This is a genomic window from Falsiroseomonas algicola, assembly GCF_011040385.1.
Classification (GTDB): Bacteria; Pseudomonadota; Alphaproteobacteria; order Acetobacterales; family Acetobacteraceae; genus Falsiroseomonas; species Falsiroseomonas algicola.
In genome coordinates, this window is the sequence record NZ_JAAIKB010000018.1 from 38,852 (window position 1) to 54,529 (window position 15,678).

At 73.4% G+C, this 15,678-nt stretch carries 13 protein-coding genes; 10 read left to right on the forward strand and 3 right to left on the reverse strand.

The genetic code is table 11. From position 1 onward, the window contains the following. Positions 1-77: 77 nt before the first annotated feature. Entirely contained in the window at positions 78-869 is a 792-nt protein-coding gene (locus tag G3576_RS27265; protein WP_164697649.1) for a sulfotransferase family 2 domain-containing protein, read from the forward strand. Between the two features lie 2 nt (positions 870-871). After that, positions 872-1,693: a sulfotransferase family 2 domain-containing protein gene (locus tag G3576_RS27270; RefSeq protein ID WP_164697650.1), complete on the forward strand. Its 822-nt coding sequence runs from the start codon at positions 872-874 to the stop codon at positions 1,691-1,693. A 192-nt stretch (positions 1,694-1,885) separates the two neighbouring features. On the opposite strand, the gene G3576_RS31345 is transcribed toward G3576_RS27270, so the two are convergent. The 3 genes from G3576_RS31345 to G3576_RS27285 are packed head-to-tail and all read right to left on the reverse strand — an operon-like array spanning position 1,886 to position 7,837. Continuing rightward, the gene (locus tag G3576_RS31345; protein WP_207623064.1) at positions 1,886-4,252 is read right to left on the reverse strand and encodes a DUF6212 domain-containing protein; all 2,367 of its coding nucleotides are present in this window, start codon (positions 4,250-4,252) and stop codon (positions 1,886-1,888) included. Next, positions 4,249-5,499: a glycosyltransferase family 4 protein gene (locus tag G3576_RS27280; RefSeq protein ID WP_164697651.1), complete on the reverse strand. Its 1,251-nt coding sequence runs from the start codon at positions 5,497-5,499 to the stop codon at positions 4,249-4,251. Before G3576_RS27280 ends, G3576_RS31345 begins: the two co-directional genes overlap by 4 nt. 49 nt (positions 5,500-5,548) lie before the next feature. Further along, entirely contained in the window at positions 5,549-7,837 is a 2,289-nt protein-coding gene (locus tag G3576_RS27285) for a glycosyltransferase (protein ID WP_164697652.1), read from the reverse strand. A gap of 271 nt (positions 7,838-8,108) precedes the next feature. Here G3576_RS27285 and rpsB point away from each other — a divergent pair, with 271 nt between their 5' ends. The 8 genes from rpsB to rseP all read left to right on the forward strand — a co-directional run bounded on the left by rpsB (position 8,109) and on the right by rseP (position 15,665). Next, complete coding sequence (gene rpsB / locus G3576_RS27290) at positions 8,109-8,909, forward strand: 30S ribosomal protein S2 (protein WP_164697653.1); 801 nt, start codon at positions 8,109-8,111, stop codon at positions 8,907-8,909. Positions 8,910-9,045: 136 nt separating this feature from the next. Then, positions 9,046-9,954 (forward strand): translation elongation factor Ts, encoded by a 909-nt coding sequence (gene tsf, locus G3576_RS27295; protein ID WP_164697654.1) that lies wholly within the window; start codon positions 9,046-9,048, stop codon positions 9,952-9,954. Positions 9,955-10,125: 171 nt separating this feature from the next. Further along, entirely contained in the window at positions 10,126-10,848 is a 723-nt protein-coding gene (pyrH, locus tag G3576_RS27300) for a UMP kinase (RefSeq protein WP_164697655.1), read from the forward strand. Between the two features lie 14 nt (positions 10,849-10,862). Next, complete coding sequence (gene frr, locus G3576_RS27305) at positions 10,863-11,435, forward strand: ribosome recycling factor (protein ID WP_164697656.1); 573 nt, start codon at positions 10,863-10,865, stop codon at positions 11,433-11,435. Between the two features lie 72 nt (positions 11,436-11,507). After that, positions 11,508-12,251, forward strand: a complete 744-nt coding sequence (gene uppS, locus G3576_RS27310) for a polyprenyl diphosphate synthase (protein ID WP_164697657.1) — start codon at positions 11,508-11,510, stop codon at positions 12,249-12,251. Positions 12,252-12,432: 181 nt separating this feature from the next. Continuing rightward, positions 12,433-13,293, forward strand: a complete 861-nt coding sequence (locus G3576_RS27315; RefSeq protein WP_164697658.1) for a phosphatidate cytidylyltransferase — start codon at positions 12,433-12,435, stop codon at positions 13,291-13,293. Further along, entirely contained in the window at positions 13,293-14,474 is a 1,182-nt protein-coding gene (gene dxr, locus G3576_RS27320) for a 1-deoxy-D-xylulose-5-phosphate reductoisomerase (protein ID WP_164697659.1), read from the forward strand. The genes G3576_RS27315 and dxr overlap by 1 nt, the downstream gene beginning before the upstream one ends. A 90-nt stretch (positions 14,475-14,564) precedes the next feature. Further along, a complete protein-coding gene (gene rseP / locus G3576_RS27325) occupies positions 14,565-15,665 on the forward strand; it encodes an RIP metalloprotease RseP (RefSeq protein ID WP_164697677.1) in 1,101 nt (366 codons plus the stop codon). Positions 15,666-15,678 lie beyond the last annotated feature (13 nt).

A 15,678-nucleotide genomic window follows, 5' to 3' on the forward strand; every position in this document is an offset into this window, starting at 1 on the left:
AATGTTAAGTGGCGACCGGAATTGAGACGCCTGCACGCCGCGCCCGCGCGGCCCTCTTCTGCCAGGGGTGTCGCGCCATGCTGATGCAGGCCCTGTTCGAAGGCCGCGTCGCGGACTACCTGCGGGATGCCGCGGTGGGCATCGATCCCTGCATCTTCGTGCACATCCCGAAGACGGCCGGCACCTCGCTCCGCACCGAACTCGCGGCGCTGCTGCAGCCCGACGTCAACATCGTGGTGGATTACGCCGACACCAGCCGCAGCTTCCATGCGCGGATGGACGATGCGGTGGAGCGCTTCATGCGGGAGGCCGGGCCGGCCGGCATCCGCTTCGCCTCCGGCCATATCCTGGCGCGGCACGTCGCGCGGCTGCAATCGGGCTTCGCCGATGCGCGCTTCGTGACCTTCCTCCGCAACCCCGTGGACCGCGTCGTCTCCGACTACCGGCACCAGCGATCCCGCCGGCATCCCGTGCATGAAGCCTTCGCGGCGCGCTTCCCGACGCTGGAGGACTATGTCGATTTCGCGCCGGAGCAGAACAAGATGGCGCAGCACCTGGTGCCGGAGCCGATCCTGGGCGGCGGCCGCGCGCCCGCCTGCATCGCCCACATCATGCGCGCCTACGCCTTCGTCGGCATCCAGGAGATGTACGAGATCTCCTTCCGCACGCTGACGGCGCTGGCAGGGCGCCCCACCTGGCCGAGCCTGCGCGCCAACGTCAATGACGATGACGAGGATGAGCGGCGCGTCACCACCGCCATGGCGCAGCGGATCCGGGAGGCGAATCGCCTCGACCTCTCGATCTACGACCACTTCCACGCACGCCTGGCCGGCGCGGCGCCGGCGCTGGCCGAAGCCCTGGGGCCCTAGCGATGGCCGCGCTGCCGCTGCTGCTGGCCGGCCGCTTCGATGAATGGCTGGCCGCCGGCGCCACGCCGCCCCCGCCGCTCTGGCTCTTCGTGCATGTGCCGAAGACCGCGGGCAGCAGCCTGACGGCGGAGATCGCGACCGGCCTCAACCCCTATCGCAGCCTGCATATCGACCATCTCGACCGCAGCCGCCCGGCGCTGGAACGCTACGACGCGGCGGTGGAGGAAGCGCTGCTGGCGCATGCGGCGGAGCCCTTCCGCTTCGCCTCGGGCCATGTGCAGCAGCGGCATGTGGCAAGGCTGGCGGCCGGCATCCCGGGCACGCGGCTGTTCAGCATGCTGCGGGAGCCAGCCTCCCGCCTGGTCAGCGACTACCTCTACCAGCGATCGCCGATGCATCCGCTGGCGGAGGAGGTCAGGCGGCGCATCCCGGATTTCGACGCCTTCCTCGACCTGCCCGGCCAGCGCAACCGCGCGGCGCGGCACTTGGTGCCGGCCGCGATCGTGGCGGCGGGGGACGCGGCGGCGGCGATCGCGCATCTGGAGGCGCACTACGCCTTCATCGGCGTGCAGGAACGCTACGCGCTGTCCTTCCGCGCGCTCTGTGCCCTGCTCGGCGTCGCCCATCGCCCGCCGGTGGCGCGGATGCGGGTGAACAGCGAGGCCGCGGCGGAACGGGCGGAGATCGCCGCGCGGCTGTCCGACCCCGCCCTGGCCGCCCGGATCGAGGCGGCGAATGCGCTGGACATGGCGATCTACCACCATGTGGCGTCGCGCTGGGACGCCATCGCGGCCCCGCTGGAGGCGTGGCTGGACCGGCGGTAGCGGGGCGCGCGAAAGCGGTGGCGGCAGGCGGTTCGTTCCTGCTACGTTCGCCAGACCGCCGCGGCCGGTGCGGCCCGATGCGCCGACGCAGACCCGAGAAACCGCGCTGAAGGTGCTAAAGGCGGCTAATCGGCATAAACGGCTAAAAGCGCAGTATTTCCTGTCTGCTCAGGGACTTGCCGGCGCGGCCGCTCATCGCCAGCCGGATTCCGTCACCGCCGCCGCCAGCTTGCGCGCACGCCCCACCCAGGCCTCCTCCTGCTCCGCCGTCAGCCCCGCCGTGCCGGCGGCGCGGGTGGCGAGGCCCGGCAGCACCTCCAGCACCGCGGCGATCAGCGCGCGGTCATGCGGCGTCGCCAGCATGGCCAGGGCATCGAAGGGCGCGGGGTGCTCCAGCCGCCAGAGCGGCCCGAAATTGTCCACCTGCGTCCCCGGCCAGCGATCGAACATCTGCGGCCAGCCCTTCATCGACCGGAACTCGAGCCCCACCGTCCCACGCCGGTCGAACAGCTTGGTGCGCACCTGCCGCCACAGCCCCGCCGGCGCGACCAGCCCGGTGATGGCGAGGTCGAGGTGCTGGTAGGTGCCCTCCTTGTTCACGAGGTGCTGGTTGAGCTTGAGGTCCCGGTAGGCCGTCGCGGTCGGGGTGTCCTGCGCGAAGGCCAGTGGGGCCGAGGGCGGCGCGGCGGTGGGGGCGGCAACCGGCGGTGCCACCGGCACCGGCGCGGCGATGCCGGGTGCGGCGGGCGCCGGCGCGGCGGGCAGGGGCGCCTGCGGCGCCGCGACGCGGAAGGCGCTGCCCCGCGCCGGCACCAGCATGCCGAAGGGGGGTGGCGGGGTCGCCGGCGCCGCACTGCCCGGCAGCATGACGCGGGACGGCGCGGGGCCGCTTGGCAGCGGCGGCGCCGTCGGGGCCAGCAACGGGGAGGCCGGCGCGGGCGCCGGCGGGATGGTGGCGATGCGGATGGGCGCCGTGGCCGGCCTTGGCGCCTCGGGCGTGGGGGTCGGCTTCGCCTCCGGCGCGCTGGGTCGTGGCGCCTCCGGCGCGGGGGTCGGCTTCGCCTCGGGCGCCGGTGGCGGGCTGACGGGCGCCGCCGGCAGTGCGACTCGCGGCGTCCCGGCTGGCGCTGGCGCGGGCGCCGCTGCTTGGGTCGGCGCCGCCGGCACGGTGGCGGTCGGCGCCGCTGGCGCGGCGGGGGGCATCGCCGCTGGCGCGGCGGGGGGCATGGCCGCTGGCGCGGCGGGGGGCATGGCCGCTGGCGCGGCGGGGGGCTGCGGCGCGGGGGCCGCCGGATCGCGTCGTGGCACCCCGGCCGCGCCCGTCGCCAGCGCCAGGCGCCCGATCTCGAGGCTCGCCGCCGGGCCGGCATTGCGGATCGCCAGCCGCAGGGCGATGGAACCGGACGGCGCGGCGGGCAGCGGCAGCGCCACGCGCAGCCCGCCCTCGGCATCCACGCGGCGCCAGCCGCTGTGGCGCGGATGGTCCGGCGCCTCCACGCCCGCGGCCAGCAGCGCGACCTCGACCTGCGCCCGGTCGCCGAGCCTGAGCGCCGCTTCCAGCAATGCCAGGTCCGCCAGCCCGGCGGGCATCGGCGGCAGGGAGAGCCTGGCCTCCGCGCCCGCCGGCAGCGCCAGCAGCAGCCGGGGCGCCTCGTTCCCCACCGCGACCCGCTCCGCCGTCGCGCCCTGGACCGAGGCCGCCGCCCAGGCGCCCTCCGGCAAGGGCAGCACCAGCCCGGGCGCCAGCGCGGGCAGGTCCCGCGCCGCCCAGTCGAAATGCCGCGGCGCCCGCAGATGGCCGGGCTCCGCCGTTTCCACCCGCAGCGCCAGCGGCGCGCCGGCATCCGGGCCGCCGGAGGAGATGCGCACGCCGTCGCCCGCGGCGGCGTCCAGCGCGATCTCCAGATGCGCTTCCCCGGTGCCGGCGGGTGCGGGCTCCGGCAGGTCCAGCGCCAGCCAACCCGCGGCCAGGTCGCGCCCGGCGATGCTCCAGCCGCCAAGGATGCGCCCGCCGGCCACCAGCCTCACCCTCAGCAGGGAGGCAGCCTCCTTCGCCGGCGTCGCGACATGCAGCGCCAGGCTGCTGATGCCCGCCGCGTCGCGCCCGAGCGGCTGCATCGCGCGGGCGGGCGGCACGGGCCCGTTCGGGACCGGCGGCAGGTCGATCACGCGGCGCGGCGCGGCGACGGGCTGGGCGGCGATGCGCCGGTGCAGGGCGCCGCGCTGAGCCTCCGCCTCGGCCAGTGCCGCGACCAGGCGCGCGACCAGCGCGGGCAGCAGGCCGTTCGCGGGCAGGGTCGGCACCCCATGCGGAAGCCCGGCGGCCAGCGCGGCGGCGCCGGCGGCATCCGGCGCCACGAGGGCGAGCGGCCGCAGACCCTGGGGCAGCGGCACGGCGGGCCCGGTGGCGGAGTCGCCCTGCCGCAGCACCCCCTCCACCGGCCGCAGCACGGTGATGGGCAGGCCGGCCAGGCCCTCGGTCCCCGGGGTAGCGACGATCATCGGCGTGCCGGCGGCCAGCGCCGCCAGTTCCGCGGCGCCGATCAGGAAGGCGGTCATGCGGCAGTCTCCGGGAAGGCGAGGGGAGCGTGATGGGGGCTTGCGAGCGCGGCGGCAAGGCGCAGCTGACCGAGCCAGGCGCCCAGGGCGCGGGGCCAGCTGCGGCGCGCGGCCTCGGCGGCGGCGCGGGCGACCATGGCGGCGGTGCCGGCGGGATCGGCCAGCAGCGCCCGGGCGGCATCGGCCAGCGCCGCGGCATCGCCGGCGGCCGCCAGGCGCGCCAGGCGCGGCGCGTCGGGGCCGAGCCCCTCCAGCGCCGCCGGGCTCGCCACCACCGGGCAGTGATGCGCGGCGGCTTCCAGGAACACCAGCGGCGCGCCTTCAAGCCGCGAGGGCAGGATCAGCGCATCCGCGGCACGGTACCAGGGCCCGGGGTCCGCGACCTGGCCCATCAGCCGCAGCAGCCCGCGCGGATCGCCGCGCGCCTCGGCTTCCAGGTGCCCCAGCAGCAGCCCATCCCCCAGCACGGCGATCGGCAGGTTCAGCCGGTCCGTCAGCGCCGGCAGCAGATCCGCGCCCTTCGCCTCCTCCAGCCGCCCCACGAAGATGAGCAGGGGCTGGTCGTCCCGCAGGCCGAGGCGGGTGCGGAGCGCCGCGCGCGCGGCGTCGCGTCCCTCGGTGCCGGCGCGCGGGGCGGGGTTGTCGATCACCGTGATCCGGCTGGGCGCAAGGCCGAAGGCGGCGGCGGCGCGTCGTGCCACGGGCGCGGAGACTGCGGCCCAGGCGGCGCCCTCCGCATCCAGGGCGGGAAGCTCCGTCGCGATGGCGGGGGGTGGCGGGCCCTCGGCCGCTAGGTGTAGCGCCACCAGCCGCGGCAGTCCGCGGCCGGCCACGGCGCGCATCACGCCGAGCCCGGCATCGGGCCAGGGCAGGGGCAGCAGGACCAGATCCGGCGATTCCGCCACCAGCAGCGCCTCGGTCCCCGCCCGCTGGCGCGCGATGGCCACGGCCGGCGGCACGGCGTCGTCCCAGCCGAGGCGCGCCGGCAGCAGCCGGGGCGCTGGCTGGCCCGGCGGCATGGCTGCGGCGAGCAAGGGCAGCAGCGCGGGCTCCGCGGCCAGGGTCACCGCGACCCCGTGCTGGCCCAGCCGGGCCGCGAGTTCAGCGGTATGCCGTTCGGTGCCGCCGAAGCGGGTGGACGGCAGCGGCACCAGCAGGCGCCTGACGTGGCGCGGTGGCGTCAGCGCCATGGCGTCGCGGGCGCCGCGGTGGAAGCCGCCCAGAAGCCGGGGGAGATCGATCCGCAACGCGCCATGCGGCGGTGGTAGCGCAAGGGGGCGGGCCGCGCCACGGCGCTCAGACCGCGACGGAGACCGGCGACAGCCGCGGCACGCCGCGCGCCAGCCCCGCCAGGCCCGCCATGGCCGGCTCCAGCGCGCGCGGGCCGAAATGGCGGCGCCCGAAGGCGAAGGCGGCCTCCGCCATGCGCCGTCGCGCCGCGCCGTCCCGCACCAGGGTGGCGAGCCCGCCCGCGAATTGCGCACGGTCCTCCGCCAGCGCATAGGCCGTGCCCGCGCCGCCCTGGATGCCGAACAGCGCTTCCGCCGTCAGCACGCTGGGCAGGCCGCGGCACAGATACTCCACCGTCTTGATCTTGAGCCCGCCGCCGTAGAAGACCGGGTTCACCGCGATGTCGAGCGTATCGAGGAAGGCCTGCTGGTCCGGCACCTCCCCATGCAGCACGACGCCAGGGCGGCCCTTCGGCATCTCCGTGCAGACGCCGCCCGCGACATGCAACTCGGCGCCCAGCGGCCGGATGGCCGGCCAGACCTGGTCCATCAGCCAGCGCAGCCCGTCCCGGTTCATCGGGCTGTCGCCGCCGATGAAGCCGATGCGGGGCGGGTGGCCTTGCGGCGATCCGCGCGCGGGCAGCAGGGCGGGCAGGGCGTGGGGCGCGAGGATGATGCGGCCGGGCAGCAGCGCCTCCAGCCACCGCGCCTCCTCCGCCTGGATCGCCATGACCTGGCTGAAGCCGTCGAGGATCCTCAGTTCCTCCGCCACCGGGATCTGGATGAAGTGTTCCTGGCCGAACAGCCGGAAGTTCTGGGCGCGGAGCGACATGACGTCGTGCGTGTCCAGCACCGTCAGCTTCGGCATCCCGCGCGCGAGCCGCATCCAGGACAGGCGGAGATACTGGATCATCACGGCCTGCGGCGGGTTGCGGGCGAGGTGTGCTTCCAGCGCCGCCAGCGTCGCGCCGTCGAAGCGGGCGCGCTCGAAGGGCGTCAGCCCCCAGGGCATCTCGACCTCTCCGGACGGCTTCGGCGTGAAGAGTCGCCCGCGCCGGCCAAGCGCGCGGCGCGCCGCCTCCCGCTCCGCGCCTGGCAACTCGCCGGTGAAGAAGAGGTCGAGGTCGAACTGCTCCCGCGCCGCCTCGACCACCGCGCCGATCCGGGCCTGGTTGCCGAGGCTGCCGCGCCAATACGGCACGTCCGTGATCATCAGCAGGCGCGGCCGGTCGAGCAGGGCGGCCAGGCCGGCCGGGGAGGCGAGGCGGTGGCGCGCGGCCGCGACCTCCAGCGCATAGCGGTCGGCGAGGCGGGCGGAGGCCTCCGCGACCTCCTCCCGGAAGCCAGCGGAGGCGAGCCAGCGGCGGGCCAGGCGCGCCACGGCGGCGGCATCGGGCGCGGCGTGGAACACATGCTCGGCCGGCAGGCCCGCGAAGGCGGCGGCGGTGCCGATCACCGGCCGGCCCCGCGCCAGCGCCTCCACCGTCTTGATCTTGAGGCCCGTGCCGCCCTCATGCGGGTTCACGACGAGGTCGGCCGCCGCATAGAGCGTGTCGGGGTCCGGGACGGGGCCGAGGAGCGTGAGGCCCGGGGTTTCCTCCAGGCCCTGGCAGGCGCCGCCTGCCACCACGATACGGCCGCCGGCGGCTGCGGCTTCCGCCGGCGGCAGCGCCGCCAGAAAGTGGCGCAGCGCGCGGGTGTTCAGGGGGTTGGAACTGCCGAGATAGCCGATGGCGAGGCCATCCCCGGGCGGAAGCGGCGGGCGCGGATCGGCGGGCAGGTGGCCGAGCGTCGCGGTGGCGGCGCGCGTTACCAGGGTGAAGTGACGCCGTTCCTCATCCTGGATCGCGAGCACGAGGTCGGCCCGGTCGAGGCCGGCCGACTCCTCCTCCGGCGTGGTCGCGAAGAAGCGGTTCTCGAGCCCGATCGCCGCCAGTGCCTCCGCCCGTCCTGCGAAGATGTCATGCGCGTCGATCACCTTGATGGTGCGGTGGTCGAAGAAGGTGAGGGCGCGGGAGAGGAAGACGTAGTTCACCAGCACCAGGTCGAATCGCGGCTGGCGGGCGGCCAGCGCGGCGAAGGCGGCCTCGGCCTCCGGCAGGATCCAGTCGTCGATGGCGTTCAGCGGGTCGAGGCTTCGAGCCTCCTGCGCCCGGTCATGCGGGACCTCGATCACCTCGTCCCAGGCATCCCGCATCGCGGCAAGGGCCGCAGGGGGCGGGTTCTCCCGCATCAGCAGGCAGAAATGGATCGCGTGGCCGGCGGATTTTAGACCCGACAGAACGGCATGGATGCGGGCGCGGTTGCCGGCATCCTGCGGATGGCTGGGGGTGGGCGAAATGGCCAGGATGCGCATGCGGGGCTGAGTCTGGCGCCCCGGACGGGCCTTTGCCAAGGGTCGCCGTCACGGGCCTGTGCTTGCGCGGGGGCGCGGCCTGGGGCATATGGCGCCCGCCGGTCCGGGGGGAGATCCCCGGGGCGGCAAATTCGCACGCGGTGCACCCTTCCGGCAGCGGCCCCTTCGGTGGCCCTGGCGAGGGTCCGGTCCCCACCCCCTCGGTTCACGGGGCGGGGGCGGCAGCGCGGAGGCAAACCGGACCACTGGAAGCTAGGAAGGATTCTCGCCGATGGCGATGCCCGACGTCACCCTGCGCGGCCTGCTCGAGGCCGGCGTTCACTTCGGCCACCACACGCGCCGCTGGAACCCGAAGATGGCGCCGTACATCTTCGGCGTCCGCAATCAGGTCCACATCCTGGACCTGCAGCAGACCGTGCCGATGATGGACCGCGCGCTGCGCGCCATCCGTGACGTGGTGGCCGCCGGCGGCCGCGTGCTGCTGGTCGGCACCAAGAAGGCGGCGGCGGACTATGTGGCGGAAAGCGCCGCGCGCTGCGGCCAGTACTACGTGAACCACCGCTGGCTCGGCGGCATGCTGACCAACTGGAAGACCATCCAGGGCAGCATCAAGCGCCTGAAGCAGATGGAAGAGCAGCTCGGCGGCAACATCCAGGGCCTCACCAAGAAGGAAGTCCTGATGCTGACGCGGGACAAGGAGAAGCTCGACCGCGCGCTCGGCGGCATCAAGGACATGGGCGGCCTGCCGGACATCATCTTCGTCATCGACACGGTGAAGGAGAAGCTGGCGATCGAGGAGGCCAACAAGCTCGGCATCCCCGTCGTGGCCGTGGTGGACAGCAATGCCGATCCCTCCGGCATCGCCTTCCCGATCCCGGGCAATGACGACGCGATCCGCGCCATCCACCTCTACTGCGACATGGTCGCCGGCGCGGTGCTGGACGGCATCTCGGCGGAGCTCGGCTCCTCCGGCGCCGATCTCGGCGCGCAGGCGGACCTGCCGATCGAGGCGCTGCCCGACGTGGCCGCCGAGGTGCTGCCCGAGGCCGCTGCCGAGCAGCCGGGCGCCTGACGCCTATCCGCCCCGGGCCCAGGCCCGGGGCGTTTCCTGACTGGCCGGGCCGTAACCGCCCGGCATGCTGATGTACCCCAGGCCGCCGGGCATAGCCCCGATGCGGCCGTGATTCGATGGATCGGGAGCGATCGATATGGCCGAGATCACCGCGGCGATGGTGCGCGACCTGCGCGAGAAGACCGGCGCCGGCATGATGGACTGCAAGAAGGCGCTGGTTGAGTCGGGCGGCGACATGGAAGGCGCCATCGACTGGCTGCGCAAGAAGGGCCTCTCGGCCGCTGCGAAGAAGTCCGGCCGCGTGGCCTCCGAGGGCCTGGTGGCCGTCGCCTCCGGCCCCAATGTCGCCGCGATGGTCGAGGTGAATGCCGAGACGGACTTCCTGGCACGCAACGAGACCTTCCAGAACTTCGCCGCCGAGGTGGCGAGCCTGGCGCTGTCCGTCGGCGACGACGTGGAGGCGCTGAAGGCCGCGACCTTCCCCGGCACCACGCACAGCACGCAGGACGAGCTGGTCAAGCTGATCGCCACGATCGGCGAGAACATGTCGATCCGCCGCGCCAAGGTGCTGCGCGTGCCGTCCGGCACCGTCGCCACCTACATCCACAACGCCGTGAAGCCCGGCCTCGGCAAGATCGGCGTGCTGGTCGCGCTGGAGGCCGAGAGCGAGCAGCAGGCGCTGGAGACGCTCGGCCGGCAGATCGGCATGCATGTCGCCGCCGCCCGTCCGGAGGCGCTCGACATCTCCAACGTCGAGAGCTCGGCGCTGGAGCGCGAGAAGAACGTGCTGCGGGAGCAGGCCGCCGGTTCGGGCAAGCCCGCCGCGATCATCGAGAAGATGATCGAGGGCCGGATCCGCAAGTACTACGAGGAAGTGGTGCTGCTGGAGCAGGTCTGGGTGCATGACGGCGAGAGCCGCGTGAAGCAGGTGGTGCAGAAGGCCGGCGGCAAGCTGACGGGCTTCGCCCGCTTCCAGCTGGGCGAAGGCATCGAGAAGGCGGCGACCGACTTCGCCGCCGAGGTCGCGGCCGCGGCCAAGGGCTGAGGCCCGACGGCGCCCCCTGCCCGGGGGCGCCAGCATGCCGGGCGCGTCTTCGTATACGATGGCGCGCTCTCGGCATGGTGTGGCGGGGTGGGCGGGGTGCTCGCCTTGCCGCCGCCATGATGCGCCGCCTATGGTGCGCAACCCCTTCGCTACCCGGATATTTCGCCGCCCATGAGCAGACCCCCCATCTACAAGCGCGTCCTGCTCAAGGTGTCCGGCGAGGCGCTGATGGGCGCCCGTGACTACGGCCTGGATATCGGCGTGCTGCGCCGCATCGCGGAAGACGTGCGCGATGTGGTGAACCTGGGCGTCCAGGTCTGCATGGTGATCGGCGGCGGGAACATCTTCCGCGGCGTCGCCGGCGCCTCCGCCGGCATGGACCGCGCCCAGGCCGATGGCATGGGCATGCTGGCCACCGTGATGAACGCGCTGGCGATGCAGAACTGGCTGGAGAAGATGGGCGTGCCGACGCGCGTCCAGTCCGCCATCTCCATGGCCAGCCTGGCGGAGCCCTTCATCCGCCGCCGCGCCATCCGCCACATGGAGAAGGGCCGGGTGGTGATCTTCGCCGCCGGCACGGGCAACCCCTTCTTCACCACCGACACCGCCGCCGCGCTGCGCGCCGCCGAGATGGGCTGCGACGCGCTGCTGAAGGGCACGCAGGTCGATGGCATCTACGCCGCCGACCCGCGCAAGAACCCGAATGCCGAGCGCTACGAGCAGCTGACCTACCTCGAGGTCCTGGCGCGGGACCTGCAGGTGATGGACGCCGCCGCCATCAGCCTGGCGCGCGAGAACAAGCTGCCGATCGTCGTCTTCAACATCCACGAACCCGGTGCCTTCACCGCGGTGATGCTGGGCGACGGCAAGTTCACCACCGTGATCGATCCGTAGGGAGAAGGGCAGGCATGGCCGCCGATTTCGCCGCGCTGAAGCGCGACCTGCAGCGCCGCATGGATGGCGCGCTGGAGACCCTGAAGAAGGAATTCGCCGGGCTGCGCACCGGCCGCGCGAGCCCCGCGCTGCTGGAGCCGATCCGCGTCGAGGCCTATGGCACCAACCAGCCGCTGACCCAGCTCGCCAATATCGGCGTGGCGGGGCCCGGGCTGCTTTCCGTGCAGGTCTGGGACAAGTCCGTGGTGAAGGCGGTGGAGATCGCGATCCGCGACTCCGGGCTCGGCCTGAACCCGATGGCAGAAGGCCAGGTGATCCGCGTGCCGCTGCCGCCGCTGACGCAGGAGCGCCGCAACGACCTGGTGAAGACCGCCGGCAAGTATGCGGAAGCCGCCAAGGTCGCCATGCGCAGCGTCCGCCGCGACGGCATGGAGACGGTGAAGGCCTGGGAGAAGGACAAGAAGTCCGAGGCCAGCCAGGATGACGTGAAGCGCTGGTCGGACGAGATCCAGAAGATGACGGACGCCCAGATCAAGGCCGTCGATACGACGCTCGCGGAGAAGGAAAAGGATATCCGCACGACCTGACGGCATTCCGGTGGGAAGGCGCAGCGCCATGTCAGCCACAGGTGCGCCGGCCGCGACGGGGACGGTGCGGCGATGAGCGCGGCCGCCAAGCCTGCCGCCGCAAGCCCCGGCACAGCCGGCGGCGATGCGGTGCCGGTCCATGTCGGCATCATCATGGATGGCAATGGCCGCTGGGCGGCCGCCCGCGGCCTGCCGCGCGCACTTGGCCACAAGGCGGGCGCGGAAGCCGCGCGCCGCGCGATCGAGGCCGCGGCCGAGGCGGGAATCGGCTGGCTGACGCTCTTCGCCTTCTCCTCCGAGAACTGGCGCCGGCCGGCGGATGAGGTGCATGCGCTGACCGGTCTCATGCGGCTCTATCTCCGGTCGGAGGTGAAGACGCTGGTGCGGGAGGGCATTCGCCTTCGGATCATCGGGGAGCGGGAACGCTTCGGCCCCGACCTGGTCCGCGCCATCGATGCGGCGGAAGCCGCGACGGCGGAGGGGCGGCGTCTCAACCTGAACGTGGCCCTGTCCTATGGTGGACGGGCGGAGATCGTCGCCGCTGCGAAGCGGGCGCTGGAACAGGGCCTGGATCCCGCGACCTTGGACGAGGCCGCCTTCGGCCGGCTGCTCTCCACCGATGGCATGCCCGATCCGGACCTCATCATCCGCACCTCCGGCGAGCAGCGGCTGTCGAACTTCCTGCTCTGGCAGTCCGCCTATGCCGAATTCGTCTTCCAGGACGTACTCTGGCCGGATTACGAGGCACGGCATCTGGCCGAGGCAATCGGCGAATTTGCGCGGCGGGAGCGGCGCTACGGCGTCCGCGCCGCGTAGCACGGGGTGGTCCGGGGGGAATGATACGAACGGCACGACGGAGTGACCTGCGGCCGGCGAAGCCGGCCGAGGCCGCGAATGCGGCCCGCCGGCAGTCCGGCGAGCCAAGCGCGCGGAGCGCGCGCCCGGCGCCTGAGGGCTGCAAAGGCATGCCAACGCGCCGCTGCAAGCGGCCGTGGGCATGACAACGGTCACGGCGGCGGCCGACGACGCCAAGCGGTGGCGGGACCTGCGCAAGCGCGCGCTCTCGGCGGCCGTGCTGGGCCCGGCGGCGGTGGCCTGCATCTGGTTCGGCGCGGAGGCCTTCACGGCGCTGATGGCCATCGCGGTCGCGGTGCTGGCCTGGGAATGGGTGCATCTCTGCGGCCGCCGCACGCGGGTCTTTCCGGGGCTGGCCGTGCCGCTGGTCGTGCTGGCCGCCGGCGCCTTCGCGGTGGAGGACCATCCCCGCATCGCGCTCGCCGTGCTGGTGGCGGGCTGGCTCGCCACCTGGGCGGGCGCGCGGCGGATGGCGACGGAACTGACGCAGCCCGCCGGGCGGCTCGCCATCGGCGTGCTCTATATCGGCATCGCCGGCATCGCGCTGATCGAGCTGCGCCACGATACCGAGGCCGGTCGCGCCAATGTCCTGTTCCTGTTCCTCGTGGTCTGGGCCTCCGACATCGGCGCCTACCTGGCGGGGCGGGCCTTCGGCGGGCCGAAGCTGGCGCCCGCCATCTCCCCCAACAAGACCTGGTCCGGCGCGGTGGGGGGCCTGGCTTCCGCGCTGATCGCGGGCGGGGCCTGCGCGCTGGCCTTCACGCCGGGGGCCAGCCTGCTGTCCATCGCCGTGGTGGTGACGGCGGTTTCCATCGCCTCGATGATCGGGGACCTGCTGGAGAGTGCCATCAAGCGGCACTTCAAGGTGAAGGATACGTCCTCCCTCATCCCCGGCCATGGCGGGTTGCTGGACCGGCTGGACGGGGTGCTGGCGGCGGCGCCGGTCGCTTCCGTGATCTCCTTCATGCTCGGCCTGGGACGGCCGCTCTGGGGCTGGGGCTGATGGCGCGATCGATCACGATCCTGGGCTCCACCGGCTCCATCGGCCGATCGACGGTCGCGCTGCTGGATGCGGCGGAGCCCGGGCGCTTCACGGTGGAGGCGCTGGTCGCGAACCGGGACGTGACGGTGCTGGCCGAGCAGGCGCGGCGGCTCGGCGCCCGCATGGCCGTGGTGGCGGATGAGGCTGCCTGGCCCGCGCTGAAGGCGGCGCTGGGCGGCACGGGCATCGAACTGGCGGCCGGTGCCGCGGCGGTGGAGGCGGCGGCGGCGCGGCCGGCCGACTGGACCATGGCGGCCATCGTCGGCGCGGCCGGGCTGCGCTCGACGCTCGCGGCGCTGGCCCGCGGCGGGACGCTGGCGCTGGCCAACAAGGAAAGCCTGGTCTGCGCCGCGGACCTCGTGCTGCGCACGGCGCGGGAGAGCGGCGCGACGCTGCTGCCGGTCGATTCCGAACACAACGCCATCTTCCAGGCGCTGGCCGGGCAGGACCCCAAGGGCGTCGAGAAGATCGTGCTGACGGCCTCGGGCGGCCCCTTCCGCCACTGGGATTTGGCGCGGATGGCGACCGCGACGCCGGAACAGGCGGTGGCGCATCCCGTCTGGTCCATGGGCGCCAAGATCAGCGTCGACAGCGCCACCATGATGAACAAGGGCCTCGAACTGATCGAGGCCGCGCGCCTCTTCCCGGTGCCGGAGGAGCGGATCGAGGTGCTGGTTCACCCGCAATCCGCGGTGCACGGGCTGGTGCAGTACAGCGATGGCTCCATCCTGGCGCAGCTGGGCTCCCCCGACATGCGCACGCCCATCGCCCATGCGCTGGCCTGGCCGGATCGCATGGCGGTCGGCGCGCCGCGGCTCGACCTTGCCACGCTCGGCAAGCTGGAATTCTCCGCCCCCGATCCCGTCCGTTTCCCCGCGCTTCGCCTGGCGCGGGAGGCCTTGCAGGCAGGCGGCGGCGCCCCGACTATATTGAACGCCGCGAACGAGGTGGCGGTGGGGCTGTTCCTGGAACGGCGCCTCGGCTTCCTCGACATCGCGGCGGTGGTCGAGGAGACGCTCGGCGCCCTGGCCGCTGAGGCCGGGACGGCCCTCGCCGATGGCGTCGATGGCATCCTGGCCCTCGATGCCGAGGCCAGGCGGGCGGCCGCGCAGCGGGCGGGCCAGCGCGCCGCCTTCGCCTGAGCGGGCGGACCACCGATCGGCTACCCGGCGCGGGGAAACGCGCCAGCCTTGGGGCGCCATGGGGCGCCCGTGGAGAGCACCTTGGATTTCCTGCCTGAACCCATCCGCACCATCGTCGCCTTCGTGGTGGTGCTGGGCGTGCTCGTCTTCTTCCACGAGCTCGGCCACTACCTGGCCGCGCGCTGGCGGGGCATCCATGTGGAGCGCTTCTCCGTGGGCTTCGGCCGCGCCATCGCGGGCTGGACCGACAGGCGCGGCACGGAATGGCGCGTCGGCTGGCTGCCGCTCGGCGGCTATGTGAAGCTGCACGGGCAGGAGACGCCGGAGGATGCGAGCCCGGAAGTGCGGGCTTCCTGGCGCCCTGGCCAGACCTTCCACGAGAAGCCGGTCGGTGACCGCGCCATCGTCGTGGCGGCCGGACCGATCGCGAACTTCCTGCTGGCCGCGCTGATGTTCGGCGGCCTCTACATGACGGTCGGCAAGCCCTCCTCCACCACCACCGTCGCGACCGTGCAGGAAAGCTCCGCCGCCGCGCAGGCGGGGCTGCTGCCGGGCGACCGCATCCTGGCGCTGGATGGCCAGCGCGTGGAGCGGTTCGAGGACATCCAGCGCCACATCCAGCCCCGCGCCGGCCAGCCCGTGACGATGACGATCGAGCGCGAGGGGCGGGAGCGCCAGCTTCAGGCGGTGCCGGAGCCCCGCCAGAACGGGGAGCGGACGGTGGGCGTGCTCGGCGTCGGCGCCGGCGCCGCGCAGTTCGTGCGCCAGGACCCCTTCACCGCGCTCTGGGGCGGCGTGACCCAGACCGCCGACATCACGGTGCAGACCCTGGCCGCGGTCTGGCAGATGATCGCCGGCGGCCGGGGCGCCGAGGATCTGGGCGGACCGCTGCGCATCGCGCAGATGTCAGGCCAGGTGGCGGAGATGGGGGTTTCCGCGCTGGTGTCGTTCATGGCGGTGCTGTCGGTGAACCTGGCGCTGATCAACCTCTTCCCGATCCCGGTGCTGGATGGCGGGCACCTGATGTTCTACGCGGCGGAGGCGATTCGCGGCCGGCCGCTGCCGCCCCGGGCGCAGGAGATGGGCTACCGCGCCGGATTCGCGCTGCTGATCACGCTCTTCGTCTTCGCCACCTGGAACGATTTGTCGCAGTTCGGCCTGTTCCGCTGGGCGGCGGGCCTGTTCGGCTGAACCGGCAGGAAAT